General features: G+C 69.3%; 19 protein-coding genes and 1 pseudogene. 6 read left to right on the top strand and 14 right to left on the bottom strand.

The window, feature by feature from the left end:
* Positions 1-80 precede the first annotated feature (80 nt).
* Positions 81-1151 carry a methyltransferase gene (locus OG866_RS42515; RefSeq protein WP_329343186.1) on the bottom strand — a complete coding sequence of 357 codons (1071 nt, stop codon included), beginning with the start codon at positions 1149-1151 and terminating at the stop codon, positions 81-83.
* 42 nt (positions 1152-1193) lie between these two features.
* A complete protein-coding gene (locus OG866_RS42520; protein ID WP_329343188.1) occupies positions 1194-2255 on the bottom strand; it encodes a right-handed parallel beta-helix repeat-containing protein in 1062 nt (353 codons plus the stop codon).
* Positions 2256-2552: 297 nt separating this feature from the next.
* Between OG866_RS42520 and OG866_RS42525 the strand changes: the two genes are divergently transcribed.
* Complete coding sequence (locus OG866_RS42525) at positions 2553-5747, top strand: glycosyl hydrolase family 95 catalytic domain-containing protein (protein WP_329343190.1); 3195 nt, start codon at positions 2553-2555, stop codon at positions 5745-5747.
* On the opposite strand, the pseudogene OG866_RS42530 reads toward OG866_RS42525, so the two are convergent.
* A pseudogene (locus tag OG866_RS42530) lies at positions 5711-6202 on the bottom strand (cholesterol oxidase); the annotation flags it as partial. The gene OG866_RS42525 and the pseudogene OG866_RS42530 overlap by 37 nt on opposite strands.
* Before the next feature lie 417 nt (positions 6203-6619).
* Here OG866_RS42530 and OG866_RS42535 point away from each other — a divergent pair.
* Positions 6620-8674: an alpha-L-fucosidase gene (locus tag OG866_RS42535; protein ID WP_329343191.1), complete on the top strand. Its 2055-nt coding sequence runs from the start codon at positions 6620-6622 to the stop codon at positions 8672-8674.
* A gap of 120 nt (positions 8675-8794) precedes the next feature.
* Here the strand turns inward: OG866_RS42535 and OG866_RS42540 are convergent, their stop codons facing one another.
* From OG866_RS42540 to OG866_RS42580, 9 genes are read right to left on the bottom strand one after another with little or no spacing between them, the layout of a single operon-like run.
* Positions 8795-9430 (bottom strand): LutC/YkgG family protein, encoded by a 636-nt coding sequence (locus OG866_RS42540; RefSeq protein WP_329343192.1) that lies wholly within the window; start codon positions 9428-9430, stop codon positions 8795-8797.
* Positions 9427-10941, bottom strand: coding sequence for a LutB/LldF family L-lactate oxidation iron-sulfur protein (locus tag OG866_RS42545; protein WP_329343194.1), 1515 nt, complete (start codon positions 10939-10941; stop codon positions 9427-9429). The genes OG866_RS42540 and OG866_RS42545 overlap by 4 nt, the downstream gene beginning before the upstream one ends.
* Positions 10938-11678 (bottom strand): (Fe-S)-binding protein, encoded by a 741-nt coding sequence (locus OG866_RS42550; RefSeq protein ID WP_329343196.1) that lies wholly within the window; start codon positions 11676-11678, stop codon positions 10938-10940. The genes OG866_RS42545 and OG866_RS42550 overlap by 4 nt, the downstream gene beginning before the upstream one ends.
* The gene (locus OG866_RS42555) at positions 11669-12517 is read right to left on the bottom strand and encodes an amidohydrolase family protein (protein WP_329343197.1); all 849 of its coding nucleotides are present in this window, start codon (positions 12515-12517) and stop codon (positions 11669-11671) included. The genes OG866_RS42550 and OG866_RS42555 overlap by 10 nt, the downstream gene beginning before the upstream one ends.
* Positions 12514-12828, bottom strand: coding sequence for an L-rhamnose mutarotase (locus OG866_RS42560; protein ID WP_329343199.1), 315 nt, complete (start codon positions 12826-12828; stop codon positions 12514-12516). The genes OG866_RS42555 and OG866_RS42560 overlap by 4 nt, the downstream gene beginning before the upstream one ends.
* A complete protein-coding gene (locus tag OG866_RS42565; protein ID WP_329343200.1) occupies positions 12825-13835 on the bottom strand; it encodes an aldo/keto reductase in 1011 nt (336 codons plus the stop codon). Before OG866_RS42565 ends, OG866_RS42560 begins: the two co-directional genes overlap by 4 nt.
* Complete coding sequence (locus OG866_RS42570; RefSeq protein ID WP_329343202.1) at positions 13832-14590, bottom strand: SDR family NAD(P)-dependent oxidoreductase; 759 nt, start codon at positions 14588-14590, stop codon at positions 13832-13834. Before OG866_RS42570 ends, OG866_RS42565 begins: the two co-directional genes overlap by 4 nt.
* Positions 14587-15936, bottom strand: a complete 1350-nt coding sequence (locus OG866_RS42575) for an L-fuconate dehydratase (protein ID WP_329343204.1) — start codon at positions 15934-15936, stop codon at positions 14587-14589. Before OG866_RS42575 ends, OG866_RS42570 begins: the two co-directional genes overlap by 4 nt.
* Before the next feature lie 11 nt (positions 15937-15947).
* A complete protein-coding gene (locus tag OG866_RS42580; RefSeq protein WP_329343206.1) occupies positions 15948-16799 on the bottom strand; it encodes a fumarylacetoacetate hydrolase family protein in 852 nt (283 codons plus the stop codon).
* Between the two features lie 798 nt (positions 16800-17597).
* Here OG866_RS42580 and OG866_RS42585 point away from each other — a divergent pair.
* The 4 genes from OG866_RS42585 (at position 17598) to OG866_RS42600 (ending at position 22165) form a co-directional block, all read left to right on the top strand.
* The gene (locus OG866_RS42585) at positions 17598-18647 is read left to right on the top strand and encodes a sugar ABC transporter substrate-binding protein (protein ID WP_329343208.1); all 1050 of its coding nucleotides are present in this window, start codon (positions 17598-17600) and stop codon (positions 18645-18647) included.
* 104 nt (positions 18648-18751) lie between these two features.
* Positions 18752-20332 (top strand): sugar ABC transporter ATP-binding protein, encoded by a 1581-nt coding sequence (locus OG866_RS42590; RefSeq protein WP_329343210.1) that lies wholly within the window; start codon positions 18752-18754, stop codon positions 20330-20332.
* 2 nt (positions 20333-20334) lie between these two features.
* Positions 20335-21381 (top strand): ABC transporter permease, encoded by a 1047-nt coding sequence (locus OG866_RS42595; protein ID WP_329343211.1) that lies wholly within the window; start codon positions 20335-20337, stop codon positions 21379-21381.
* An 82-nt stretch (positions 21382-21463) separates the two neighbouring features.
* Positions 21464-22165: a FadR/GntR family transcriptional regulator gene (locus tag OG866_RS42600; RefSeq protein ID WP_329343213.1), complete on the top strand. Its 702-nt coding sequence runs from the start codon at positions 21464-21466 to the stop codon at positions 22163-22165.
* Between the two features lie 257 nt (positions 22166-22422).
* Here the strand turns inward: OG866_RS42600 and OG866_RS42605 are convergent, their stop codons facing one another.
* Both OG866_RS42605 and katG read right to left on the bottom strand, forming a co-directional pair.
* Positions 22423-24168 (bottom strand): esterase, encoded by a 1746-nt coding sequence (locus tag OG866_RS42605; protein WP_329343215.1) that lies wholly within the window; start codon positions 24166-24168, stop codon positions 22423-22425.
* A gap of 241 nt (positions 24169-24409) precedes the next feature.
* Positions 24410-26602, bottom strand: coding sequence for a catalase/peroxidase HPI (gene katG / locus OG866_RS42610; protein WP_329343216.1), 2193 nt, complete (start codon positions 26600-26602; stop codon positions 24410-24412).
* Positions 26603-26887: the final 285 nt, after the last annotated feature.

The following is a 26887-nucleotide window of genomic DNA, read 5'->3' on the forward strand; positions in this document are numbered from 1 at the left end:
ATGAACCGCCGGTCGCCGGGCACGCGAGGGTTGCGTGCCCGGCGACCGGCGGTTGGTGAGGGTTTCGCCGGGGGATTTGATCACTCGGGGACGGTGCAGTCGAACGCGTGCAGATAGGGGTTGACCGGGCGAACGTCGTCGATGACCAGGCCCGCGGTGGTCAGCCGGTCGATCATGCTGGCGCTCGTGTGCTTGGCGCCGCCCACGTTCAGGAGCAGCAGCAGGTCCATGGCGGTGCTGAACCGCATCGAGGGAGTGTCGTCGACGAGGTTCTCGATGACCACGACCCGCGTTCCCGGGCCGCCCGCCTGGATGACGTTGCGCAGAGTACGGGTCGTACTGTCGTCGTCCCACTCCAGGATGTTCTTGATGACGTACACGTCGGCCTTGACCGGGACGTCCTCACGGCAGTCTCCGGGTACCAGGCGCATCCGGTCGGCGAGCGTGCCTCCCGCGCGCAGCCGTGCATCGGCGTTCTCCACCACACGCGGCAGGTCGAGCAGGGTGCCGTGCAGTGCCGGGTACTTCTCCAGCAGGCTCGCCACCACATGCCCCTGACCGCCCCCGATGTCGGCGACCGAGGTGGCTGTCGACAGATCGAGGAACCGCGCGACATCGCGCGCGGACTGCACGCTGGAGGTGGTCATGGCCCGGTTGAAGACGTCGGCCGACTCCGGGGCGTCTTCGTTGAGGTAGGGGAAGAACTCCTTGCCGTACAGCTCCTGTACGACGTTACGGCCGGAGCGCACCGCCTCGTCCAGCCGCGGCCACGCGTCCCAGGTCCACGGCTCGGTGCACCACAGCACGATGTCGCGCAGGCTGTGCGGGTCGTCCACGCGCAACTGGCGGGACATGTCGGTGTGGGTGAACGTCCCGTCCGGCTGCTCGGCGAAGACGCCGTAGCAGGACAGGGCCCGCAACAGCCGTCGTAGCGGCTTGGGTTCGGTCCGTACCACGGCCGCGAGTTCCTCCGCGGTCAGGGGGCTGTCACCGAGGGCGTCGGCGACGTTCAGCCGGGTGGCCGCGCGGAGGGCGGCTGCGCATGCCGCTCCGAACGCGAGTTCCCTGAGCCGCATGGGCGGCGGGGCGGCCGACGGGGTCGACGGGGGCAGTGAAGTCGGTGAGGTCTGTGCGGTCTGTGCGGTCGTCATGGGCCGCCCTCCTTCTGGGAGTTCATGAGCGTCCTGCGGCCGTCAGCACAGTCCTGCGGGCCGGGACGCCCGGCAGGTGTTGCCCTGGAAGGTGTTGCCCTCGCCGGTGTCCGCGTTGACGAGATCCGCCGGGGCGTTGCCCTCCAGCACGTTGCCGGTGATCCGGTTCCGGTCATTGGCGGTGCCCACGAAGCTCTTGAACAGGACGATGCCGCCCGACATCGAGGAGTCGCCGACGTTGTCCGTGACACGGTTCTTCGTCACCAAGGTGTCCTCGGCGCCGGTGAGCACGATGCCGGAGCCCTGGATCGCGTCGAGCCGCGCGGTCTTGGGGCAGGACTTGTTGTTCTCCGCGATGCGGTTGTCGCGCACGGTCAGGGCGCCGGCCCTCGGCTTGTTCTCGTCGCCCACGACGAAGACGCCCGCGCAGTTGCCGGTGATGCGGTTGTGCGCGACGGTGAGGTCGCGCAGGCGCCGGACGGTGACACCGATCCGGTTGCCTTGCAGGACGTTTCCCTCGACCACGGTTCCCTCGGTGTCCGCGGCGCCCTCCTCGGCTCTGATCGTGTTCGCGAGGAACAGTCCGGCGTCCCCGTTGTCCCGGGCGGTGTTGTGGCGCAACACGCTGCGGACCGAACGCTCTTGCGCGATCCCCCACACCCCGTTCTTCACCGCGGTCACGTTCCGCACGGTCAGGTTGTCGGTCCCCACCCCGATGACCCCGGCCTTGGCGAAGCCGGTCACGGTCAGGGAGGCGATGGTGACGCCTTCGATGTTCTTGTCCTTGGTGCCGACCACGCAGATGCCGTTGCCGTTCTCACCACAGCTCTCGGCGGCCTTGGTCTTGGCCGGCTCGAGGACGGTCCCGCGGCCCATGCCGCGCAGGGTGAGGCCGGGCGTGGTCACTTTGACGCTCTGGCGGTAGATGCCGGGGGTCAGCAGAACGGTGTCTCCCGGCTCTGCGGCGTCCACGGCCTTCTGGATCGACTCGCCAGGAAAGACCAGGTGCGTCATGTGCTCCGCGGCGACCGCCGGCCCGGCGCCGAGCGCCGCCCCGGTGAGTGCTGCGGCACATGCCAGGTAGGTGACATGAGTTTTCATCATATTCGGCACGTTATGACCAGAAGATCGGTGAAGGGTCCCGATAGGCCGTCCGGCGGCGTGTCACGGCACTGGCTCCCGGCCCCGGTCGGGGCCTGGCCCGGAGTAGGCACTGGTAGCACCGACATCCGATGTATAAGGCTGCTCTCTTGCTTAATGAGGCTCTCTTACCGGATCGGACAGTGCTGCACACCCCTAGACATCCGATCTATCACCCGGCAAAGATGACGTGCCCCTCCCCATTCGGGCGAGCGGTCGCTTTCACCTGTGTCAGCACACCGATGGCTGGGAGACCTTGCCGTGACTCATGCGTCCCAACCGCAGCGAAGAAGCATCCTGAAGTTCGGTGGTGCCCTCGCCCTCGCGCCTCTGGTCACTCAACTGACCGGCACAACCCCCGCGGGACAGGCCGTCGCCGCCGTCTCCGCCGCGTCGGCGGACGTCCAATGGCCGACCCTGTCGCGCAGGGCCCTGAAGTATCCCGTCCCCGCCACGGACTGGCAGTCGCAGGCTCTGCCCATCGGTAACGGCCGGCTCGGCGCCATGCTCTTCGCCGACCCCGACCAGGAGCGCATCCAGCTCAACGAACAGAGCCTGTGGGGCGGCGTCAACAACTACGACAACGCCCTCGCGGGCAAGCCGGACAGCGCCTTCGACACCGGCATGACCGGGTTCGGCTCGTACCGGAACTTCGGTGACCTGGTCGTCACCTTCGCCGCCCGCCCGAAGGTCACGGCGCCCGGAGGGCCGTACAACACCTCCTCGTCGGAAGGTGTCGACAAGTCGTACGACGGCAACTCGAGCACCAAGTGGTGCATCGTGGGGCCCGGTTCGAAGGTGCGGTGGCAGGTCGAACTCGCCGACCCCGTCGAGGTGGCGTCCTACCGTCTGACGAGTGCCAACGACGTGCCGCAGCGCGACCCGCAGGAGTGGACGCTCTCCGGTTCCGCCGACGGCGCCACCTGGACCACGCTCGACGACCGCACCCTGGGCGCTCCCTTCGAGAGCCGCTTCCAGACCAAGGAATTCACCTGCGCCGACACCGGGGCCTACCGCTTCTACCGCTTCGACTTCGTCCCCAAAGCGGGGGTCAGCCACTTCCAGGTGAGCGAGATCGCTCTGTCCGGCGTCGATCTCACGGGCGGCGCCGTCTACCTGTCGTCGCCGACCAAGCACTCCGAGGGATCCGGCACCGGGTCCCGGACCGCGGACATCTCACGTTCGGTGGACCGCGATCCGGCCACGGTGTGGCGGGTCGACGCCGCCGCACCGGCGATCGCCTGGCAGGCCGAGCTGTCCCGCGCGGTCGCCGTCACCTCGTACGCGCTGACAGCGGCCCCGGACCGTCCGCAGGACGACCCACGGCGATGGGCTCTTGAGGCGTCCCAGGACGGGCAGACCTGGGTGACCCTCGACACGCAGCACCCCGGCGCGCCCTTTGCCGACCGCGGTGAGACCAGGACCTTCCGGATCACCAACAGCACCGCCTACCGCACCTACCGGCTCACCTTCACCCCCGGCGAGACGTCCACCGGCTTCCAGATCGCCGAGGTCGCCCTCGCGGGCACGGGCTTCGACACGCGCACGCAGCGCACGGTCGTCGACTACCAGCGTGCGCTGGACTTCGTGCAGGGCGTCCACGTCACCCGGTTCGGCGGACCGGGACGGCGCGTTGTGAGGGAGGCCTTCGTCAGCCGGCCCGCGGACGTCATGGTCTTCCGGTACACGTCGGACAGCGACCGGGGACTCTCCGGAACCATCTCCCTGACGTCCGGACAGGACGGGGCTCCGGCGACCGCCGAAGCCGACGGCCGGCGGATCGCCTTCCGCGGTGTCATGGGCAACGGGCTCACACACGCGTGCACCGTCCAGGTCGTGGACGCCGACGGCGACTTCGATGTCGACGGGTCGGTGCTCCGGTTCACCGGTTGTACGACCCTGACGCTGCTCCTCGACGCCCGCACCGACTACAAGCTCGACGCCGCAGCGGGGTGGCGCGGCGCCGATCCCGGACCGGTCATCGCCGGTGCGCTCGCCAAGGCGGCGGCCCGGTCCTACGACGAGCTGCGCGACGAGCACACCGCCGCGATGCGCGCGCTCATGAACCGCGTCGCCGTCAGCTGGGGCACCTCCGACGAGGCCGTCCTCGCCCTGCCGACCAGCGCCCGGCTGGCCCGGTACGCGTCCGGACAGCAGGACCCGACCCTCGAACAGGCGATGTTCGACTACGGCCGGTACCTGCTGATCAGCTCCTCCCGTCCGAAGGGCCTGCCGGCCAACCTCCAGGGTCTGTGGAACGACAGCAACGCGCCGGCCTGGGCCTCCGACTACCACACCAACATCAACATCCAGATGAACTACTGGGCGGCCGAGACGACGAACCTGACCGAGTGCCATGAGGCCCTCGTCGGGTTCATCAAGGAGGTCGCGGTCCCCAGCCGCGTGGCGACCCGCAACGCCTTCGGCGACGACACGCGCGGCTGGACCGCCCGCACCAGCCAGAGCGTCTTCGGCGGCAACGCGTGGGAGTGGAACACCGTAGCGAGCGCCTGGTACGCCCAACACCTGTACGAGCACTGGGCGTTCACCCAGGACATGAGGTATCTCCGTACCGTCGCCTACCCGATGATCAAGGAGATCTGCGAGTTCTGGGAGGACCAGCTCAAGGAGCGCGAGGACGGACTCCTCGTCTCACCGAACGGCTGGTCGCCCGAACACGGGCCGCGCGAGGACGGCGTGATGTACGACCAGCAGATCATCTGGGACCTGTTCCAGAACTACCTCGACTGCGAGGCGGCGCTCGAGGCCGACCCCGTCTACCGGGCCAAGGTCGTGGACATGCAGGCGCGCCTGGCGCCGAACAAGATCGGCAAGTGGGGTCAGTTGCAGGAGTGGCAGGAGGACATCGACAGCCCCACCGACATCCACCGCCACACCTCCCACCTCTTCGCCGTCTATCCGGGCCGCCAGATCACCCCGAAGACACCCGACTTCGCGGAAGCGGCGCTCGTCTCGCTCAAGGCGCGATGCGGGGAGAAGGAAGGCGTGCCGTTCACGGCCGGAACGGTGTCGGGTGACAGCCGCCGCTCATGGACCTGGCCCTGGAGGGCGGCCCTCTTCGCCCGCCTCGGCGACGGCCCACGCGCCCAGATCATGCTGCGCGGACTGCTCACCTACAACACGCTGCCCAACCTGTTCTGCAACCACCCTCCGTTCCAGATGGACGGCAACTTCGGCATCTCGGCCGCCGTGGCGGAGATGCTCCTCCAGAGCCACGAGGGCGTCATCCACCTGCTGCCCGCTCTGCCCGACGACTGGAAGGCCAAGGGTTCCTTCACCGGACTCCGCGCCCGCGGTGGGTACGAGGTCAGCTGCGAGTGGCGGGACGGCAAGGTCACGTCGTACAAGATCGTGGCCGATCGGGCCCGGAACCAAGGGCACGTCACCGTGCGGGTGAACGGAGTTGACGAGAAGGTCAAGCCGATCAAGCCCTGACGGCGGCGCCGCACAGGCAGCGGCCGCGGTTCCTGCCGCGACCGCTGCCCACGAACACCGACCCGGCCTTGGCCGTGCACTCGTTGTCGGGGCCAGTACGACATGGCCCGCCCGGCCTGGGCGGTGATCGTCAGTGACGGGTTGACACCTAGGTTGGCGGAGACCGCGGCGCCCATCGGTTCGCCGACGTTGGAGCCGGGGAAGCCGTTGATCTCCGCGGCGATCGCGGAGGCGGCCTGCGAAGCGGCTCTGATCTGTTTGGGGTTGGGGGCTCCGTGACCCTGGCGGGCGGTGAGCAGGCCCTTGCCCACGCCGTCCGGTTTCAGGTACGTGGTCAGGGAGTTGACGGGGTAACGGGCGGCGTTCGCCAGCCAGCCCAGGACCCTCGACGAGCTCTCGGCGTAGGGGACTTGGAGGATTGCACCCGACCGTACGGGGACCAGATCGGGCGACTGTCTTCGGTCGCCACGTCTTCGCCGCAGCCCGAGGCGCCGTTTCACTTCGCCGCCCCCTCTGGGCACCACCGGGCTCGGCGCCTTGGACGTCACCGACGACGGACAGCTGCCGACGGAGACAGCGCCCGGTGTGACCTCCGACGAGCACACCGCGGGCCTACCTGGCCACGGTCCCGGGCTGGTCTCTGATGCAGACAGTAGCCCTCAAGAGATCCGATGTATAGGCGACGGGGTTCGTGAGGGCGGGCCCCGTACTCAGGCTGGCACCCCGTAACCGCCAGTAAAGCTCCATGCTTTGGGCGAATCTCGTCCCACCTGTAGACGCGGCAGGTGTCAGCCTCCTATAAATCCATCCGATGTCTACTGCCGGGCGACGCACCTATCGCCCTGCTCTCCCCACACACATGGAGCCGCACCATGTCCTCTGCCTCCCTCAGCAGACGCTCTCTGATGAAGGCCGTCGCCCTTGCCGGAGGAGTGGCGGCCTTCGGGCTGCCGCAGGCCCTGTGGCCCTCCGCCGCCGAGGCGTACACCGTCCCCTCGAAGATGGACTGGTGGTACCAGGCCCGGTTCGGGATGTTCATCCACTTCGGGTCCTACTCGCAGCTCGGCCAGGGCGAGTGGGCGTTCGACGGTCAGAACTGGAGCAAGTCGGACTACCAGACCCAGGTCACCGAGCACTTCAACCCGACCCAGTTCAACGCCGCCGCCATCGCCGAACTGGCCGAGAACGCCGGCATGAAGTACCTCGTGATCACCTCCAAGCACCACGAGGGCTACGCGATGTGGAACTCCGACGTGGCGGGCTTCACCGACAGCACCGGCTCCAAGCAGTACAACCTGCACGACTTCGGTGGCGTCCAGACCGACCTGCTCATGGACCTCAAGACGGAGTGCGAGAGCCGGGGCATCAAGTTCTGCCTCTACTACTCGATCCTCGACTGGAACCACCCGTCCCAGACCGACCGTCACGAGAGCGGTCTCACCACGATGTCGTCGCAGGCCGCCCGCACCGCCTACATCGCCGACATGAAGGCGCAGCTCCAGGAGTTGCTGGACCGCTACGACCCGGCGCTGCTCTGGTTCGACGGAGACTGGTTCGCCGAGCCTTCCAGCCCCACCCTGGAGGACTGGTGGCTGACAGCGGACGGCGTCGACCTCTACAACTGGCTGATCGCCCGCAAGCCCGGCCTCATCGTCAACGAGCGGGTCAAGCGGGACCACGGTCTCGGTGACTACGCGTGCGCGGAGTTCGGCATACCCGCCATGCCGATGAGCCGGCCCTGGGAGCGGTGCGCCACCATGAACGGCGCCTGGGGATACGACGCGTCGAAGGAGAACTCCTACAGATCCGTGAAGGACATCGTCCAAGAGCTCGTCACGGTGGTCTCCCGGGACGGCAACCTCCTGTTGAACATCGGCCCCAAGGGCGACGGCTCGGTCACCGCCGGTTCCCAGACGGTCCTCAACGGCGTGGCCTCATGGATGTCGACGTACAGCGACAGCATCCACGGCACGAGCGGCAGCCCGTTCGTCACCGAACCGTCGTGGGGGAAGATCACCAAGAAGAGCGGCAAGCTCTTCGCCCATGTCTTCACCTGGCCCACGAACGGCCAGCTCCGGATTCCGCGGCTCGACAACACGATCAGCCGCGTCTACCTGCTGAACAACCCCTCGGTCTCGCTCTCCTACACCGTCACCGACCAGATCAACGTCACCGTGCCGACCAGTGCGCCCAACGCCAGTGACTCCGTGGTGTGCGTCGAGGTCCAGGGCATGCCGGTGCGGGTCTCACCGACGGTGTTCCAGAACGTCAACTATCAAGGCTCCCGCGCCGTTCTCGCGCTGGGCGGCTACACGTCCGCCCAGCTGTCCGCCGCCGGCCTGGGGCCCGCCATGACCTCCTCCATCCTGGTGCCCGACGGCTTCCAGGTCACCGGCTACTCCGGCGACAACTTCACCGGCACCGCCTGGACGTTCACGTCGAACGCCGCCGACCTTCGGCAGACCGACAACAACGACGTCATCGCCTCGCTCAAGGTGACCTTCAACCCGGCCACGTACTTCCGCCTGGCCAACGTCACGAACGGCCTCGTACTGGACAGCGGCGGCAACGTCGCCAGCGGCTCCAACCTGAAGCAGTGGGAACCGATAAGCAGCGGCAATCTTCAGTGGCAGGCGATCGACCTCGGCAACGGCTACTACAGGCTCGTCAACCGCACCAACGGGATGGTCGCCGATGGCTGGGGTTCCACCGCCAACGGTGCTCCGGCCCGGCAGGCGGCCTGGAACGGCGGCAACAACCAGCAGTGGCAGATCACCCACCGCGGCGACGGTCGGTACTCGATCGCCAACCGCACCACGGGACTGGTCCTCGACGGCGGCGGCACGGTCGCCGCGGGGGCCACGACCAAGCAGTGGACGTGGCAGCAGAGCAACAACCTGCTGTGGACGTTCAGCGCGGCCGGCTGACGGTCGTAGAGCTTCGTGAACGCGCTGCGGGCGCCTACCGACCGGCAGGCGCCCGCAGCGGAATCCACTGGGCGGCGTTGCGGCTCGCGCGAGCCGCAACCAGCCCCCGGCGGCGGGCCGTTACGCGTCGTCGAGCACGACGATGTCCAGGACACGAGGGCCGTGCACGCCTTCCACCCGGTCCAGTTCGATGTCACTGGTGGCCGAGGGCCCAGAGATGAGCGTCAGCGGCCGGTACGGGTCCAGCAGACTCAGCGCCTCGGGCACGTCGGGAGCGATCTGACTGGCCAGAACCACGCAGACGTGCTGGTCCGGCAGCAGGGTCAGGGCCCTGCGCCCCTGCCCGGGGCCGTGGTCGAGGATGACGGTCCCGATCACGGCGATGGCCACCGCGACAGTGGTGATCACGGCACTCACCCCGTCGAGTTGGTCCACCGTCAGCGGCGGGACGTCCTCCAGCGGCGACCAGGGCCCCTCGGGGACGAGGTCCTCGGGCAGGCCCGGTGGCAGAACCACCGACCGCGCCCCGGTGCGTGCCAACGCGCGCCCGACGGCGACCGCCGCGTCAGCCGCCGGCACCCGGACCACCGTGGCGCGGTATTCCGCGGCGCGCTGGGTGAACAGCCCGATGATGTCCGGCCCCGCGTGGTCCGCGCGACGACCCGGCGCAACCGGTACGTCGTCGGGGCTCTCGGAGCCCGGTACATCTCCCAGAGCCGACCTCACCGCGTCGAGGACTGTCTCGCGGCCGCTCATCGTGACCCCTTCTCTTCCGCCGTCGTACGGCCTTCGTCCCGGGTCGTCGTCCTGGTACGGCGCCACCACGCACGCAGCGACTCCCGGGCCGGCGCCGGCGTGTCCCGGGTGCCGGCCCAGCGGGCGAGCGGACCCGGCAGGGAGCCGATCCGGCCGTCCCGGGCGAGCAGGCGGCCCCCGAGGGCGGCGAGCTTCTGCGCGGCCGCCAGGCGCTTCGGGGAGGAGAGCACCATCGCCGCGGCCTTCATGGCCAGGGCCTCGGGCGTGGGCAGCAGTCCGTCCCGGCGCTTGCTCTCCACGGCCTCGGCACGCAGATGGACCAGCACCTCAGGGATGTTGATCTTCACGGGGCAGGCGTCGTAGCAGGCGCCGCACAGGGTGGAGGCGAAGGGCAGCGAGGCCGCGTTCTCGACGCCGACGAGCTGCGGGGTGAGGACGGCGCCGATGGGTCCGGGGTAGACCGAGCCGTAGGCGTGGCCGCCGGTGCGCTCGTACACGGGGCACACGTTCAGACAGGCCGAGCAGCGGATGCAGTTCAGCGCCTGGCGGCCCACCTCGTCGGCCAGGGTGGCGGTGCGGCCGTTGTCGAGGAGCACCAGGTGGAAGTCCTGGGGTCCGTCGCCCTCGGTGACACCGGTCCACAGGGAGGTGTACGGGTTCATGCGCTCGCCGGTCGACGAGCGGGGGAGGAGCTGGAGGAAGACGTCCAGGTCGGCGAAGGACGGCAGGACCTTCTCGATGCCCATGACGGTGATCAGGGTCTCCGGCAGGGTCAGGCACATCCGCCCGTTGCCCTCCGACTCCACGACCACCACGGTGCCGGTGTCGGCGGCGGCGAAGTTGGCGCCGGAGACGGCCACCTTGGCCCGGAGGAACTTCTCCCGCAGATGGAGCCGGGCCGCTTCGGCCAACTCGGCCGGATCGTCGGTGAGTTGCTCGGGGGCCGGCCGGCCCCACTCGCCCATCTGCCGCAGGAAGATCTCCCGGATCTCGGAGCGGCCCCGGTGGATGGCCGGTACGAGGATGTGGGAGGGCCGGTCCTCACCCAACTGCACGATGAGTTCGGCGAGGTCGGTCTCGTAGGCGCGGATGCCCGCGTCGGCGAGCGCCTCGTTGAGGCCGATCTCCTGGGTCGCCATGGACTTGACCTTGACGACCTCACGCTTGTCCATGTCACTGCCGCCGGTCGCCTTCACCAGGTCGGTGACGATGCGGTTGGCCTCGGCGGCGTCCGTCGCCCAGTGCACGGTGCCGCCCGCGGCGGTCACCGCCTTCTCCAGCCGCAGGAGATGGTGGTCGAGGTGGCGCAGGGTGTGCCGTTTGATCGTCGCGGCCCTCTCCCGCAACTCCTCCCAGTCGTCCAGCTCGGCGGCGACCGCCAGCCGCTTGTCGCGGATGGTGCCGGTGGCCCGGCGCAGGTTCGTCCGCATCCGGGTGTCGGCGAGCGCGGTGCGCGCGGCCTCCGGGAAGGCGGGGGTGCCCAGCCATACGACGTTGTCGGCGCCGCTCACCTTGTGTCCCCTTCCGTGGAGGCCAGGATCTCGGCCAGGTGCATGGTCCCGACGCCGGTACGGAGGCGGGACAGGCCGCCGCCGATGTGCATCAGGCAGGAGTTGTCGCCCGCGGTCAGGACCTCGGCGCCGGTGTTCTGCACGTGGCGCATCTTGTCGGCCAGCATCGCGTTGGAGACGTCGGCGTTCTTCAGCGCGAAGGTGCCGCCGAAGCCGCAGCAGGACTCGGCGTCGGGCAGTTCGACGAGGTCGATGCCCTTCACCGCGCGCAGCAGCTGGAGCGGCCGGTCGCCCACGCGCAGCATGCGCAGTGAGTGACAGGTCGGGTGGTAGGTGACCCGGTGCGGGAAGTACGCGCCGACATCGGTGATCCCGAGGACGTCGACCAGCAGTTCCGACAGCTCGTACACCTTCGGCACCACCCGCTCGACCGCCTCGGCGAGACCGTCGTCCCCGTACTGGGCGGCCAGGACCGGGTGGTTCTCGCGCACCATGCCGGCGCAGGAGCCGGACGGGGTGACCACGGCGTCGTAACCCGCGAAGACCTCCGCGAAACGGCGCACCATGGGCATGGCCTCGGGGCGGTAGCCGGTGTTGAAGTGCATCTGGCCGCAGCACGTCTGGTCCTGCGGGAACTCGACGGTGTGGCCGAGGCGTTCCAGGAGTGTGATCACCGCCCGGCCGGTGCTCGGGAACATGGTGTCGTTGAAGCAGGTGATGAAGAGAGCTATGCGCATGGGTGGTTCCTAGTCAGCCCGTACGTCCGCACGGCGGTGCCCCCGAAGAACTCCGCGCGGTCGCGGGCGTCGGTCAACTGGTGTGCGGCGTCCAGGACTTCGCCGTAGCTGGCCGCGAGTGTGCACACGGGCCAGTCGGAGCCGAACATGAGGCGCCGGGGGCCGAAGGCGTGCAGCACCGTGTCGGCGTACGGCTTGAGGTGCTCGATGGTCCAGGAGCCCCAGTCGGCTTCGGTGACCATGCCGGAGAGTTTGCAGACGGTGTTGGGGAGGGCGGCGAGGGCGCGGACGCCGGACGCCCAGGGTTCCAGGGCGCCAGAGGCGATGGGCGGCTTGCCCAAGTGGTCCAGGACGAAGGTGAGTTCGGGCAGCGAGGCCGCCGCTTTGACGCAGGCCGGGAGTTGGTGGGGCAGGACGACGAGGTCGTAGACCAGGCCCGCGTCGGCCACGGCGGTCAGGCCCCGGAGTACGTCCGGACGCAGCAGCCACTCCGGGTCCAGCTCACCCTGGACCTGGTGGCGGATGCCCTTGAGGTAGACGCCGCCTGGGAGTTCGCGCAGCCGGGCCAGTTCGTCGGCGACGTCCGGGCGGGTGAGGTCGGTCCAGCCGACGACACCCGCGATCAGGTCGTGCCGCGCCGCGAGGGCGAGGAACTCCGGGGTTTCCTCCGGCACGGTGATCGTCTGGACGAGGACCGTGCGCTCGACTCCGACCGCGCGCGCCTCGGCGGTGAGGTCCTCGATCGTGAAGTCCCGTCGCAGCGGGCTGTCTTCGTCGATCCAGTCCTGGTCCCGCACCGACAGGTCCCATAGGTGGTGGTGCGCGTCCACGAGGGTCATGGCAGTTCCCATACGACGGGCAGGCCGGCGTCGGCGCCCTCGGTGGAGTAGTCGTGGACGATGTCCAGCAGCTCGCCCATCCGCGCCTGCCAGACCATGTTGACCGGGAGCTTCTCCAGTTCGGCGAGCATCGCCGGGTAGTCCTCGACCTCCAGGACATGGAAGAGGTCGGTGCCGCTGCGCCAGATCGTCCAGGAAGTGGCCCCGGCGGCGCGGATCGCGTCGGTGAGTTCGACGGGCACCTCGCGGTGCGCCGCCTCGTACTCCTCGACTCGGTCCGCGCGGACCTTGGTGTGCAGGGCGATCCTCATGACGGCTCCATCGACGACGTGGCCACGGGAACGGGGGTGCCCGAGGCCAGCAGCCCCTCGGCGCGCAGCTCCTCCCACAGCGCGTCCGGGATCTGATGCCTCAGCTGTTCCACGGTGTCGCGCACCTCCCCGGGGGAGCGGGCGCCCGTCAGGACGCTCGCGACCGCGGGGTGACCGAAGGGGAACCGCAGGGCGGCGGCGCGCAGCGGGACACCGTGGCGCTCGGTGACCTCCAGCAGGCGCAGCGCACGGTCCAGCACCGGCCGGGGCGCCGGAGCGTAGTCGTACATGGCACCCGGCTGCGGGGCGATCAGCAGCCCGGAGTTGAAGACGCCGCCGATGACGACGCTCCGGCCGCGGGCCGCGGCCTCCGGCAGCAGCTCGGCGAGGCCGTCCTGGTCCAGCAGGGTGTAGCGGCCGGCCAGCAGCACCACGTCGATGTCGGTCTCGCGCAGGAAGCGGGCGGGCAGCGCCGACTGGTTCATGCCGACGCCGATGGCCCCCACCACGCCTTCCGCGCGCAGCCGCTCCAGCGCTGGGTACGCCTCGCGCAGGGCCTGCTCGGCGTGGTCGTCCGGGTCGTGCAGCAGGGCCACGTCGATCCGGTCGAGGCCGAGGCGGTCCAGGCTCGCCTCCAGGGAGCGCAGCACCCCGTCTGCGCTGAAGTCCCAGACACGGCGCTGTGTCGCCGGTACGGCGAAGCCGTGGGCGAGGTCGTCGCCGGAGCCGCCCTCCGGGTTCGGCACGAGCAGCCGGCCCACCTTGGTGGAGACGGTGTACGTGTCCCGGGGGCGGCCGCGCAGCGCGGCGCCGAGCCGTCGTTCCGACAGGCCGAGCCCGTAGTGGGGCGCGGTGTCGAAGGTGCGGATCCCGGCGTCCCAGGCTGCCTCGACGGTGGCGAGGGCGGTCTCGTCGGCGACCGGCTGGTAGAGGTTGCCGAGGCCCGCGCAGCCGAGCGCGAGTGGGGTGACCTCGACCGCGCTGCCACCCAGCGGGGTGGTCCTCACGACTGGCCCGCCGGGCGCAGCCGCAGCCCCTGCATGCCGCCGTCCACCGCGAGCGCGGTGCCGGTGACGGACGCCGCGGCGGGGCTCGCGAGGTAGACGATGGCGGCGGCGACCTCGTCGGCGCTCACCAGACGGCCCATGGGCTGGCGGGCGTTGAGGGCGGCGCGCTCGGCCTCGGGATCGTCGGCGGCGTCCAGCAGCCGGCCCACCCAGGGGGTGTCGGCGGTGCCCGGGTTGACGCAGTTGACGCGGATGCCCTCACGCACGTGGTCCGCGGCCATCGCCAGGGTGAGCGACTGCACGGCGCCCTTGCTGGCGGAGTACAGGGCGCGCTGGGGCAGACCGGCGGTGGCCGCGATGGAGCACGTGTTGACCACCGCAGCGTGTGCGGACCGGCGCAGATGGGGCAGGGCCGCCCGGGTGGTGCGGACCATGCCGAGGACGTTGACGTCCAGGACGCGGTGCCACTGCTCGTCGGGGTTGTCCTCGACGGTGCCCTGGGCGCCGATGCCGGCGTTGTTGACGAGGATGTCGATGCCGCCGAGCCTCTCAGCCGCGGCCTCCACGCCGCCGCGTACCGAGGCGTCGTCGCTGACGTCGGTCTTGAGAGCGAGCAACGGCCGTGGCACACCGGCGGGTTCGAGGTCGAGCACGGCGACCACCGCGCCCTGCGCGACCAGTGCGCGGACCGTGGCCAGGCCGATGCCGGCGGCACCTCCGGTGACGACGGCCCTCAGCCCTGTCAGGTCGGTCATGCCACATCCTCCTGCTGTCCGGAGCCTTCGGCGCGGTCGGCGACCCAGAACGTGCCGTCCGGGAAGCGGTACTCGGCGAGGGACTCCTGCCGCATGGTCGCGGAGAAGCCCGGGGCGAGCGGAGCGGTGTAGTGACCTTCACGCATCACCACGGGCTCGATGAAGTGCTGGTGGAGGTGGTCGACGTATTCGATGACCCGGTTCTCCGTCGTGCCGGACAGCGCCAGGAAGTCGAACATCGACAGGTGCTGGACCAGTTCGCACAGCCCGACCCCGCCGGCGTGCGGGCACACCGGCACCCCGAACTTGGCGGCGAGCAGCAGGATGGCGAGGTTCTCGTTGACCCCGCCGACCCGGGCCGCGTCGATCTGGAGGACGTCGATGGCGTCGGCCTGGAGGAGCTGCTTGAAGATGACGCGGTTGTGCACATGCTCGCCGGTGGCGACCTTCACCGGCGCCACTGCCTGGCGTACGGAGGCGTGGCCGAGGATGTCGTCGGGGCTGGTGGGCTCCTCGATCCAGTACGGGTCGAATTCGGCGAGTGCGCGGGTCCAGTCGATCGCCTCGCCCACGTTCCAGCGCTGGTTGGCGTCGATGGCGATGCGGATGCCGTCGCCGACGGCGGCACGGGCGGCGCGCATGCGTCGGATGTCGTCGTCGAGGTCGGCGCCGACCTTGAGCTTGATCTGGGTGAAGCCGTCGGCGACGGCCTGCTTGGCGAGCCGGGTGAGCTTGTCGTCGGAGTAGCCGAGCCAGCCGGGGGAGGTGGTGTAACCCGGGTAGCCGCGCGCCAGCAGTACCGCCTCGCGCTCGGCGAGTCCCGCTCGGCCCTCGCGCAGCAGGGTGAGGGCGTCCTCGGGGGTGAGGGCGTCGGCGATGTAGCGGAAGTCGACCTGGGACACCAGCCATTCCGGCGAGGCGTGGGCGAGCAGCTGCCACAGCGGCTTGCCCTCCCGCTTGGCGGTGAGGTCCCACACGGCGTTCAGCACGGCTCCGATCGCCATGTGCATCACGCCCTTCTCGGGGCCGAGCCAGCGCAGCTGGCTGTCGCCGATCAGGTCCCGGCTGAGCGAGCCCGGGTCGGCGCACAGCTCCGTCACGGACCGTCCCAGCACATGGGGGCGCAGTGCGTTGATCGCGGCGACCTGGACGTCGTTGCCGCGTCCGATGGTGAAGGTGAAGCCGTGGCCTTCGAGCCCGTCGCCGGCGTCGGTGCGCAGCACGACGTAGGCGGCGGAGTAGTCGGGGTCCGGGTTCATCGCGTCCGAGCCGTCCAGTTCCCGTGAGGTCGGGAAGCGGACGTCGTAGGTGTCGACCGCGATGATCCGGGCGGAGGTTGCAGTCAAGGTCGTGCCTTTCACGCTTGGCCGAAGGTCTGGCGCTGGCTGCCGAGCCCGTCCACGGACAGCTCGACGGTGTCGCCGGGACGCAGATACGGGGTGCCGGGCAGGCCGAGGGCCACGCCCGCGGGCGTACCGGTGTTGATCACGTCGCCCGGTTCCAGAACCATGTACTGGCTCAGGTACGACACGATGTGGTCGACCGGGAAGATCATGTCGCTGGTGTGGCCGTCCTGCCGCTTCACGCCGTTGACGCTCAGGTGCAGTCCGAGGTTCTGCGGGTCGCCGGCCTCGTCGGCGGTGACCAGCCAGGGGCCGAGGGGATTGAACGTCTCGCACGACTTGCCGAGGTCCCACTGGGGTGAGTACTCCAGCTGGAACTCGCGCTCCGAGACGTCGTGGCTGACCGCGTAGCCGGCGATCACGTCCCGCGCGGCGGCCGGTCCGTCGAGGTAGCGGGCCCGGCGGCCGATGACGACCGCGAGCTCTACCTCCCAGTCGGTCTTCACCGAGCCGCGGGGGATCAGCACCTCGTCGTACGGGCCGACGACCGTGCCCGGGTCCTTCATGAACACCACCGGACGCGGAGGGATCTGCGCGCCGGTCTCGGCGGCGTGGTCCCGGTAGTTCAGACCGACGCAGACGATCTTCCCCGGGCGGGCGATCGGAGCGCCGATCCGCAGACCGTCGGTGTCCAGTTCGGGCAGCTCGCCCGCCACGACCGCGGCACGGGCCCGCTGGACACCGTCCCCGGCGAGGAAGGCGCCGTCGATGTCGGAGGCCAAGGAGGACAGGTCCAGCAGCCGCCCGTCGTCGGTGCGGACGGCGGGCCGTTCCTCGCCGGGGGGCCCGACTCGTAGCAGTTTCACTGGGCAACTCCCTTGCCATGGGTGTTCATCAGGGGGATCGGCCGCTCGACTCAGTCATCGGAGGATTGGCGGCAGGGTGACCTTAAGCCCAGGGAGGGGCGACTGACAACGGAGACCTCGGATGTATTTTCCGCTCGATGACGTCACCGCGGCCAAAGCCTGGTCGATAGATCCATTTTTCCTTCCCGTGGGGACGGGAAGAGGCACCTTCCTCCGATGAATGTCTGCTGTGCTCTCGTCATCGTTTCCCCTGCTGAGAGCGCAACGCCTCACGAGAACCACCAGGGAGTCGAGGGCTGGGGTGCCGCCTCTCGCCCGCCCCGGCCCCGCCTCTGCCTGCGGTACGGGGACGCCTTTGCCGAATCGTGAACTGTCGTCGCCTGGCGCCACATCTGCCGGAGATTGATAAAAGACCAGGTGGCTGCCGGTCTGTGGCAGGTGACCCAGGAGTTTCAGGTCGGTCGGTGATGTCGTGAGACCCCACGCGACGTAAATCGGTGCGGGCTGGCTCTTGTCAACGTCGGCAACACCGTCGTAACGTCTCGGCGTCCGAGAGACATCGGAGGACTGGCCCCGCACGGTCGCGGTGCCCGCACTCGACCCGCACAGTGCGTCCGTCCGGCCTCCCTGTCCTTCGGACTGACCCTCCCTCACGCCCTCGTCGGGCGCGGTCCACAACTGCCCTGTGCCGGATCCGCAGCCTGCCCGGCCGGCGGCCTCGTCCTCCCCCGCAGGCGAGTCGCCACCCTTCACCGTCGCCCGGCGGCTCCCCGCCCTGCCTGAAGAGAGAACACGGTCATGAAGCTCCCTCGCCCCCGCTCCACCGCCGCAGCCGTCACCGCCGTCCTCGCTGCCATGTCGCTCGCCACCGCGTGCAACCGGGAGAGTTCCGACGCGGTCGGCGCCGGCAGCGACAAGCCGGCCATCGGCATCGACCTGCCGCGCTCCGACTCCGACTTCTGGAACTCCTACGCGCAGTACGTGAAGACGGACATCAAGACCGACGGCATCCACGCCCTGCCGCTGAGCAACTCGCAGAACGACGTCACCAAGCTGGTCGCCAACGTCCAGGTGTTCGAGAACACCGGCGCCAAGGCCGTCGTCATGGCCCCGCAGGACACCGGCGCCATCGCCTCCACCCTCGACACCCTGGCCTCGAAGAAGATCCCCGTGGTCAGCGTCGACACCCGGCCCGACAAGGGCGACGTCTACATGGTGGTCCGCGCCGACAACCGCGCGTACGGCACCAAGGCGTGCGAGTACCTCGGCAAGCAGCTGGGCGGCGAGGGCAAGGTCGCCGAGTTGCAGGGCGCCCTGGACTCCATCAACGGACGCGACCGGTCCGAGGCGTTCGCGGAGTGCATGAAGACCAAGTTCCCCAAGATCAAGATCTTTGAGCTGCCCACCGACTGGAAGGGCGACGTCGCCTCCGCCAAGCTCCAGTCGCTGCTCGCCCAGCACCCGGACCTGAACGGCGTCTACATGCAGGCCGGCGGTGTCTTCCTCCAGCCCACCCTCGCCCTCCTGGAGCAGAAGAAGCTGCTCAAGCCGGCCGGCGAGAAGGGCCACATCACGATCATCTCCAACGACGGCATCCCGCAGGAGTTCGACGCCATCCGCAAGGGCCAGATCGACGCCACGATCTCCCAGCCCGCCGACCTGTACGCGAAGTACGCGCTGTACTACGCCCAGGCCGCGGCCGACGGAAAGACCTTCAAGCCGGGCAAGACCGACCACGACTCCACGATCGTCAAGATCCCCAACGGTCTGGAGGACCAGCTGCCCGCGCCGCTGGTGACCAAGGACAACGTGGACGACAAGACCCTGTGGGGCAACAACGTCGGCTGACGACGGCGACACACGACCGCGATGAGGAGGGACGGGCGGCCTCCTCCCTCCTCGCCGCTTCCCACGCTCCTTGGCCCCTCCGCACACGAAGGACGGAAACCGATATGGCGGACACCGCGACCGCCCCGAGCACCGGCCCCGGGCATCCGGCCCCGGTGGCCGAGGCGACCGGGATCAGCAAACGATTCGGCGCGACCGTCGCGCTGCGCGACGCCCGCATCAGCATCGCCGCGGGCGAGTCGCACGCCCTGGTGGGACGCAACGGCGCCGGCAAGTCGACCCTCGTGTCGATCCTCACCGGCATCCAGCAGCCCGACACCGGATCACTGCGTTTCTCCGGCGAGCCGGCGCCCGCCTTCGGCGACATCGACGCCTGGCGCTCCCGCGTCGCCTGCGTCTACCAGCGCTCCACGATCATCGGTGAACTGACCGTCGCCGAGAACCTCTTTCTGAACCGGCAGAGCGGCGGCGCGGTACAGCCCATCCGCTGGAAGCAACTCCGGGCGCGCGCCGCTGAGTTGCTCGGCGAGTACGGTGTGGCCGTCGACCCCGGCGCGCGGGCCAAGGACCTGACCGTCGAGCAGCGGCAGTTCGTCGAGATCGCCCGGGCGCTGTCCTTCGGCGCCCGCTTCATCATCCTCGACGAGCCGACCGCCAAGCTCGACGCCCGCGGCATCGGCCGCCTCTTCGACAAGCTCCGCGCCCTTCAGGAGCAGGGCGTCGCCTTCCTCTTCATCTCCCACCATCTGCAAGAGGTGTACGACCTCTGTAGCACCGTCACCGTCTACCGCGACGCGGCCCACGTCCTCACCGCGCCGGTCGCCGAACTCGGCCACCGCGAACTGGTGGAGGCCATGACGGGGGAGTCCGCCGCCTCGGACACCGCGGCCGTCGGCGGCCCCCGCACGGCACCCACGGGTTCCGAAGTGCTCGCCGTCGACGGCCTCACGCTGCCGGGCGCCTGCCAGGAGCTGTCCCTGTCGGTGCGCTCCGGTGAGGTCGTCGGCCTCGCCGGAGCGGCGGCGAGCGGCAATGTGCAGGTGGGCGAGGCGATCGCCGGACTGCACCGCGCCGAGGACGGCAGGATCTCGGTGGGCGACCTGACCGTGCGCACCGGCAGTGTGCCGTCCGCCCTCGCCGCCGGCGTCGGCTTCGTCCCCGAGGACCGCCACCTCCAGGGGCTGGTCAACAATCGCAGCGTGGCGGAGAACGCGACGCTCACCGTCACCGACCAGCTCGGCCCGTTCGGCACGGTGCTGCCCTCCCGGACCAGGGCCTTCGCCGGCCGCATGATCAGGGACCTGGACATCAAGACCCCGGGCGCCGCCACCCCGGTCTCCGCTCTCTCCGGCGGCAACCAGCAGAAGGTCGTCATCGCCCGCGCCCTGGCCACCGACCCCCGCGTCCTGGTCGCCATCAGGCCCACCAACGGCGTCGACGTCAAGTCCAAGGAGTTCCTGCTCGGCAGGATCCGGCAGGTCGCCGACGGCGGCAAGGCGGCGCTGATCGTCTCCGACGAACTCGACGACCTCAAGGTGTGCGACCGCGTCGTCGTCATGTTCCACGGCCGGACGGTCGCCGAGTTCGAGCGCGGCTGGAAGGACGAGGACGTCGTCGCCGCCATGGAGGGCGTCGGCACCACCCCAGCATCCACCGCATCCGGCACCGACAAGCACGGAAGGTAGTCATGTCCGCCACCACAGAGCTCACCGAGCCCACAGCCAGCCCGGCGGGACCGGCCGCCCCCGCGGACACCGCCCGTCGCCGGATCGACCTCGGCCGCTTCCGCGAACTGTCCCTGGTCCCGGCCATCCTCGTGCTGATGCTGATCGGGTTCATCGTCTCGCCGGCGTTCCTCACCTCGGACAACCTCATCGGCGTACTGCAACAGTCCACCGAACTGAGCCTGCTGGTCCTCGCCACGACGTTCATCCTGATCTGCGGGCGGATGGACCTCTCCCTGGAGTCCACCATCGGTGTGGCTCCCGTCATCGCCGTCTGGCTGGTCCTGCCCACCAGCGGCGGCCGGTTCAACGGCCTCGGGCTCTTCCCGGAATGGACGGCCGTCCCGCTCTGTCTGCTGGTCGGCGCGGTGATCGGTGCCGTCAACGGCTTCCTGATCCTCAAGCTGCGCCTGAACGGCTTCATCGTCACGCTCGGCGCCCTGACCATGCTGCGCGGCCTTCAGGTCGCCCTGTCCGAGGGCCAGTCCATCGTCGAACTGCCCTCCTCCTTCACCTACTTGGGAAAGGCGTCCTGGCTGGGTGCACCCGCCGCCATCTGGGTGTGCGGGGTGCTCTTCGCGATCGGCGGCGGCGCCCTGGCCTGGCTGCGGCACGGCCGCGCGCTGTACGCGATCGGCGGCAACGCCGAGGCGGCCCGCACGGCCGGTATCCGCGTCGACCGGATCGTGTGGATCGTCCTCATCATCGGCAGCGTGCTCGCCGCGTTCGCCGGCATCCTCTACAGCGGCCACTACGGCTCCATCTCCGCCACCCAGGGCAGTGGCTGGATCTTCCAGGTCTTCGCCGCGACCGTCATCGGCGGGGTCAGCCTCAACGGCGGCAAGGGCTCCGTCTTCGGCGCCCTGACCGGTGTCCTCACCCTCCAACTCGTCGTCAACGTCATGACGTTGGCCGGCGTGCCGCCGCTGTGGAACCAGTTCCTCAACGGCGCGATCATCATCGTCGCGCTGATCATCTCCCGCTTCGCCTCGGGCGAGAAGCAAGAATGACCACGCCGCGTACGGCTCCGCCCGTCTGCTCCCCACCACGGGCGGAGCCGCACGCATTGCACCTGCACGGAGAGGCACCCCCATGGCACTGACCGACGAGGCCATCGACAGGATCAAGAACATGATCGTCGCGGGCGAACTCGCGCCGGGCTCCCGTCTGCCCAGGGAAGAGGTGCTGGCCGGGCAGCTCGGGCTGTCCCGCAACTCGCTGCGCGAAGCCGTCCGCGCGCTGACCGCCATGCGCATCCTGATCAGCCGGCAGGGCGACGGCACCTATGTCTCCAGCCTGGAGCCGCACCTCCTGCTCGAAAGCCTGTCCTTCGCCGCGGACGTCTCCCAGGGACACAACGCCCTGCAACTGCTCCAGGTCCGCAGGCTGCTCGAACCACAGGCGACCGGACTGGCCGCGGCGCTGCTGCGGCCGGAGGACCTCCAGGAGCTGCGTGACCTCCTGGACCAGTGCCGCTCGGCCGCCAGCGTCGAGGAGTTCGTCGCGCACGACATCGCCTTCCACCTCAGGATCGTGGAGGCCGTCGGCAATCCGGTGCTGTCCATGCTGCTGAGCGTGCTCTCCACCCGCACCCAGCGCGTCCGCATCATCCGAGGCAGCCACATCCGCCAGGCCCTGGACAACGCCCACCAGGACCACGAGGCGATCCTGCGCGCGCTGGAGTCGCGTGACGCCCTGCTGGCCGTCTCCGCCGCGACCGTCCACATCACCGCCGTCGAACAGTGGCTGGCGACGAGCCTGAACGACGACTCACTCCCGGCGATCGACGGCTGACAGCCCGCACCAGAACGATGAAGCATCCCTCGCGCGCGGCGGGACGCGGAAGCCCGACAGCGTCTGATCGACGTGGTTGCGCTGGTCTGCGAGCCGAACCGGGCGCACCGGGCGCGGAGCGGGGACTTGCCGGGTCGGCGGGTCAGTCAGGAGAGACCTGCGTCGCCACGTCTTCTGGCCCGGCTCGGCCGAGGCGTCGGCGCCGGGCGCCTCACCGACCGACGTCGGTCAGGCGCCCGGACCCTTCGCAGTGGCCGTCATTTCTTGGTGATGGACTCCACCCAGCTGATGAAGTTCGTCGTCGAGTCGCCGGTGCGCTCGGCCATGGTGTGCCCCTGGGCCCACACGGTGGCGAAGTCGACGTCGTGGATGCCGTAGTTGTGCAGGGCCAGCATGAGGTTGATCTCGGTCGTGTTGCCGGTGTCGCCCTGCATGATGCCGGTGCGGATGCGCCAGTGGCGTGCCACCTGCGAGCGGCGGTGGCCGGCGAAGGCGGGCGAGAGGTAGTACAGGGGGTTGTACGCGTCGGCCCGCCAGGCCATGTCCTTGCCGACGCTGTCCTTCTGCGCGAAGTCGCTGTCGTACGCCGAGGAGCCGTAGTCGGCGTTCCAGTCGGAGTACGTCGCGTACGTCGACTCGTTCGCCTTGATGACGTCACGGGTGAGCGGCGCGAAGTGTGACGGGGCGTTGAGCCCCATCGCGAACACACCGTTCTCGGTCTGCGCGCGCGAGTACCCGTCGAACGCGCCGACCGGCTTGCTCGCCGTCTTCTGGCTCTTGACGAAGCCCTCGAGGCCGGACACCGTCGCGGTGTTGGTCGTGGAGTCGTAAGTGACCCAGGTGCTGCTGGTGTTGAGGTAGGCGATGTAGTCGGCGACCGTCTCGTACGTGGTGGTGGTCCCCGTCGAGCCGGATCCGGGCGGGCCGGTCCTCGTCGTGACGGTGTACGGGAAGGTGGTGTCGGCCAGGAAGTGGTTGAGCGAGGTGGTGATCACCTCGATCAGGTGGTCGTAGTAGCTGCCGGCCAGGTGGATGCCGCTGCTGGACTCGGTCAGCCGCAGGCGCCTGCCGTGCTCGTCGCGCAGCCCCAGTCGGTTGAGGTACGACGGCCAGGCCTTCGCGAGGTCCGTCGAATAGGCGCTGGTCCAGGTGCCGGACGCGCGGGTGCCGGTCGAGGCGAACTGGCCCATGTTCCACTCGTACGACAGGTTGGCCTCGTGCAGGCTGGTGATCGGGCACCAGGCCATGACACCGGCGACCGCGTCGCTGAGGGGCCGGCCCTTGGCATCCCGCATCGCGGCACCGATCGAGCGCAGGTAGGGCTCGTACAGGGCGCTGTCACCGGACGCGCCCGCCACGGTGTCCTGGGCGCCGCCGCCGCTCATGCCGAACAGGACGATGTCGTCCGTGCTGCCGGGCAGGACGCTCCGGTTGTACCGCAGGAAGCGGATCGCGGCCTTGAGGTCGGTCACGCCCCAGGGGGCCGCGTCGGAGCGGGTGCTGGTCGAGCTGTCCCGGCCGCGCATGCCGGGCCACACATAGATGTGACCGGCCTCAAGGTACTTCGACACGCTGCTGTAGCTGTAGGACGTGGCCGGCTTCTGCCCGGCGTAGCCAGGGGTGTTGACCGGTATCACGATCGGCGCCGTGCGTCCCGAGTGGGCGCCGACGGTGCCCTTCGCGTTGACGGTCGCGGTGTACGTGGTCCCGTCACTGTTCGCGGTGGCCGTCAGATAGGCGCCCGGTACGTAGATCGACAGGTTCTCGTAGTCCGTCGCGGCCGGGTCAGTGACGTACACCTTTCCGATCTGGTAGTACACGTCGTTGGCCGAGTCGTACGACCAGGCGGTGGAGTCGAACTCCAGCGAGTACGCGGAGGACGCGCTCGAGGTGCCGGCCGACGACGCGGTACTGGCAGAGGCTTCACCTGCCGCGCCCTCGGCCATTCCGATCGCGGCTACCGCCGCGGCCCCCCGGATGACGGTCCTGCGATTGATGTCCACCCGTAGATCTCCTTGCGCAGCGGGATACGTGGTCACAGCCGTACCTGCGCCTCTGGTGGCACCGCGGGCGGGTGGGGCTGTGCGGCTCGTTCGCGTTCCAGACTGTAGGCAAGGAGCGGCAGGATTGTTGACAATGTTGATGATAATTATGTTAGAAGTTCATGATCGAAAGACCCGATGGACCCGGGCCCTCGGGTCAGGAGCTCAGGGAACTCCTGACCCGAGGGGCCCTGGAGCTGTCTCAGCGCCGGACGTCGTACCGGTCGAGGTTCATCACCTTGTCCCAGGCGGCGACGAAGTCCCGTACGAACTTCGCGTCGGCGTCATGGGAGGCGTAGACCTCGCTGAGGGCGCGGAGTTGGGAGTGCGAGCCGAAGACGAGGTCGACGGCGGTCGCGGTCCACTTCACCTCGCCGGTCTCGCGGTCCCGGCCTTCGTACACGTTCTCGTCCGTGGCCGAGGTGGACCATTGCGTGCGCATGTCGAGGAGGTTGATGAAGAAGTCGTTGGTCAGGGTCTGGGGCCGGTCGGTGAGAGCGCCGTGCGCGGTGCCCTTGTAGGCGGTGCCGAGGGCGCGCATGCCGCCGATCAGGACGGTCATTTCGGGGGCAGTGAGGTTGAGCATGTTCGCGCGGTCGAGCAGGAGGGTCTCGGGGGAGAGCTTCTCGCCCGCCCTGAGGTAGTTGCGGAACGCGTCCGCCTTGGGTTCGAGTACGGCGAACGACTCGACGTCGGTCTGATCCTGTGTGGCGTCCGTGCGCCCCGGTGTGAAGGGGACGGTCAGCTCGTGCCCGGCGTCGGCCGCGGACTTCTCGATGGCCGCGCAGCCGCCCAGGACGATCAGGTCGGCGAGGGAGACCCTCGTCCCGCCGGTCTGTGAGCCGTTGAAGTCCTGCTGGATCTGCTCAAGTGCCCGTACCGTCTCGGTCACTTCGGGCAGGTTGTTGACCTCCCAGTCCTTCTGCGGTGCCAGCCGGATGCGTGCTCCGTTGGCGCCGCCGCGCTTGTCGGTGCCGCGGAAGCTGGCGGCCGAGGCCCAGGCGGTGGTGACGAGCTGGGAGACGGACCGGCCTGAGGCGAGGATGGTCGCCTTGAGGGCGGCGATGTCGGTGTCGGTGATCAGGTCGTGGTCGACCGGGGGGACCGGGTCCTGCCACAGCTGCGGCTCGGGAATCCACGGGCCGAGGTAGCGGGAGCGGGGGCCCATGTCGCGGTGCAGGAGTTTGAACCACGCTTTGGCGAACGCCAGCGCGAACTGGTCCGGGTTCTCGTGGAAGCGCCGGGCGATCGGGCCGTAGACCGGGTCCATCTTCAGCGAGAGGTCCGTCGTCAGCATGATCGGGGCGTGCCGCTTGGACGGGTCATGGGCGTCGGGCACCTTGTCCCGGGCGGAGGGGTCGGTGGGAGTCCACTGGTGGGCGCCGGCCGGGCTCGTGGTGAGTTCCCAGTCGTAGCCGAACAGGTTGTCGAGGAACCCGTTGTCCCACTTCGTCGGCTCGAACGTCCACGCTCCTTCGAGCCCGCTGGTCAGCGCGTCGCCGCCGACTCCGCTGCCGTGGGTGTTCCGCCAGCCCAGACCCTGCTGCTCGATGGGGGCGCCCTCGGGCTCGGGGCCGACGTAGCTGGGGTCGACCGCCCCGTGACACTTGCCGAACGTGTGGCCGCCGGCGATGAGCGCCACCGTCTCCTCGTCGTTCATCGCCATCCGCCCGAACGTCTCACGGATGTCCCGGGCGGCGGCCAGCGGATCCGGGGTGCCGTTGGGGCCTTCCGGGTTGACGTAGATCAGCCCCATCTGCACGGCGCCGAACGGACCGGCCAGATCCCGGTCCCCGCTGTAGCGCTCATCCCCGAGCCAGGTGTCCTCGGGTCCCCAGAAGATCTCCTCCGGCTCCCACTGGTCCTCCCGCCCGAAGCCGAACCCGAACGTCTTGAACCCCATGGACTCCATGGCGCAGTTCCCGGCGAAGACCAGCAGGTCCGCCCAGGAGATCTGCTGCCCGTACTTCTGCTTGACCGGCCACAGCAGACGGCGCGCCTTGTCCAGGCTCGCGTTGTCCGGCCAGCTGTTCAGCGGAGCGAACCGCTGTGCGCCGGCACCGCCGCCGCCCCGGCCGTCCGCCGTCCGGTACGTTCCCGCGGAGTGCCAGCTCATCCGGATGAAGAGCGGACCGTAGTGACCGTAGTCGGCCGGCCACCAGTCCTGCGATGTGGTCATCACCTCGAAGACGTCGCGCTTGAGCGCTTCCACGTCGAGGGTCGCGAACTCCTTGGCGTAGTCGAAGCCCTCGTCCATCGGATTCGATCGCGACGAATGCTGATGGAGAACCTGAAGGTCCAGCTGATCGGGCCACCAGTCCCGGTTCGTCCGCGGCCGGCTCGCCGTGGGGGTGGGGGAGGGGATTGCCGGGTTCTCGCTCTCACTGCCGGGCATGCGTCAACCTGCTTCCTGCTCGGATATGTCCCTTTGCCGGTTGTTGCTCCTGACGTTGTTCGCTTTACCGGAGTCGGGCAATCCGACACGCGCGCGGAGGCAGTCATCGGGCCCACAGGATGGAAACCTCGGCGCGCGAGCGTGGACCGCGACGGGCCACGGTGCCCTGTCGGCGGCGCTCGCCGTGGACACCTCGACGCCCGCTAATTTCGTTGAGTCCGCACCCTGCCATCGTGTTGGCTGGCGGCACCGACCTGTCAGTACCGCAGGTGCCCGCTTGGCCGT

This window comes from Streptomyces sp. NBC_00663 (assembly GCF_036226885.1).
GTDB lineage: Bacteria > Actinomycetota > Actinomycetes > Streptomycetales > Streptomycetaceae > Streptomyces.

What these genes read in the sequence shown, in the direction of transcription:
- OG866_RS42540 (WP_329343192.1), bottom strand. Translation starts at nt 9,430, where the DNA reads ATGAGCGGCCGCGAGACAGTCCTCGACGCGGTGAGGTCGGCTCTGGGA.
- OG866_RS42535 (WP_329343191.1), top strand. Translation starts at nt 6,620, where the DNA reads ATGTCCTCTGCCTCCCTCAGCAGACGCTCTCTGATGAAGGCCGTCGCC.
- OG866_RS42560 (WP_329343199.1), bottom strand. Translation starts at nt 12,828, where the DNA reads ATGAGGATCGCCCTGCACACCAAGGTCCGCGCGGACCGAGTCGAGGAG.
- OG866_RS42555 (WP_329343197.1), bottom strand. Translation starts at nt 12,517, where the DNA reads ATGACCCTCGTGGACGCGCACCACCACCTATGGGACCTGTCGGTGCGG.
- OG866_RS42590 (WP_329343210.1), top strand. Translation starts at nt 18,752, where the DNA reads ATGGCGGACACCGCGACCGCCCCGAGCACCGGCCCCGGGCATCCGGCC.
- OG866_RS42515 (WP_329343186.1), bottom strand. Translation starts at nt 1,151, where the DNA reads ATGACGACCGCACAGACCGCACAGACCTCACCGACTTCACTGCCCCCG.
- OG866_RS42600 (WP_329343213.1), top strand. Translation starts at nt 21,464, where the DNA reads ATGGCACTGACCGACGAGGCCATCGACAGGATCAAGAACATGATCGTC.
- OG866_RS42585 (WP_329343208.1), top strand. Translation starts at nt 17,598, where the DNA reads ATGAAGCTCCCTCGCCCCCGCTCCACCGCCGCAGCCGTCACCGCCGTC.
- OG866_RS42570 (WP_329343202.1), bottom strand. Translation starts at nt 14,590, where the DNA reads ATGACCGACCTGACAGGGCTGAGGGCCGTCGTCACCGGAGGTGCCGCC.
- OG866_RS42595 (WP_329343211.1), top strand. Translation starts at nt 20,335, where the DNA reads ATGTCCGCCACCACAGAGCTCACCGAGCCCACAGCCAGCCCGGCGGGA.
- OG866_RS42520 (WP_329343188.1), bottom strand. Translation starts at nt 2,255, where the DNA reads ATGATGAAAACTCATGTCACCTACCTGGCATGTGCCGCAGCACTCACC.
- katG (WP_329343216.1), bottom strand. Translation starts at nt 26,602, where the DNA reads ATGCCCGGCAGTGAGAGCGAGAACCCGGCAATCCCCTCCCCCACCCCC.
- OG866_RS42550 (WP_329343196.1), bottom strand. Translation starts at nt 11,678, where the DNA reads ATGCGCATAGCTCTCTTCATCACCTGCTTCAACGACACCATGTTCCCG.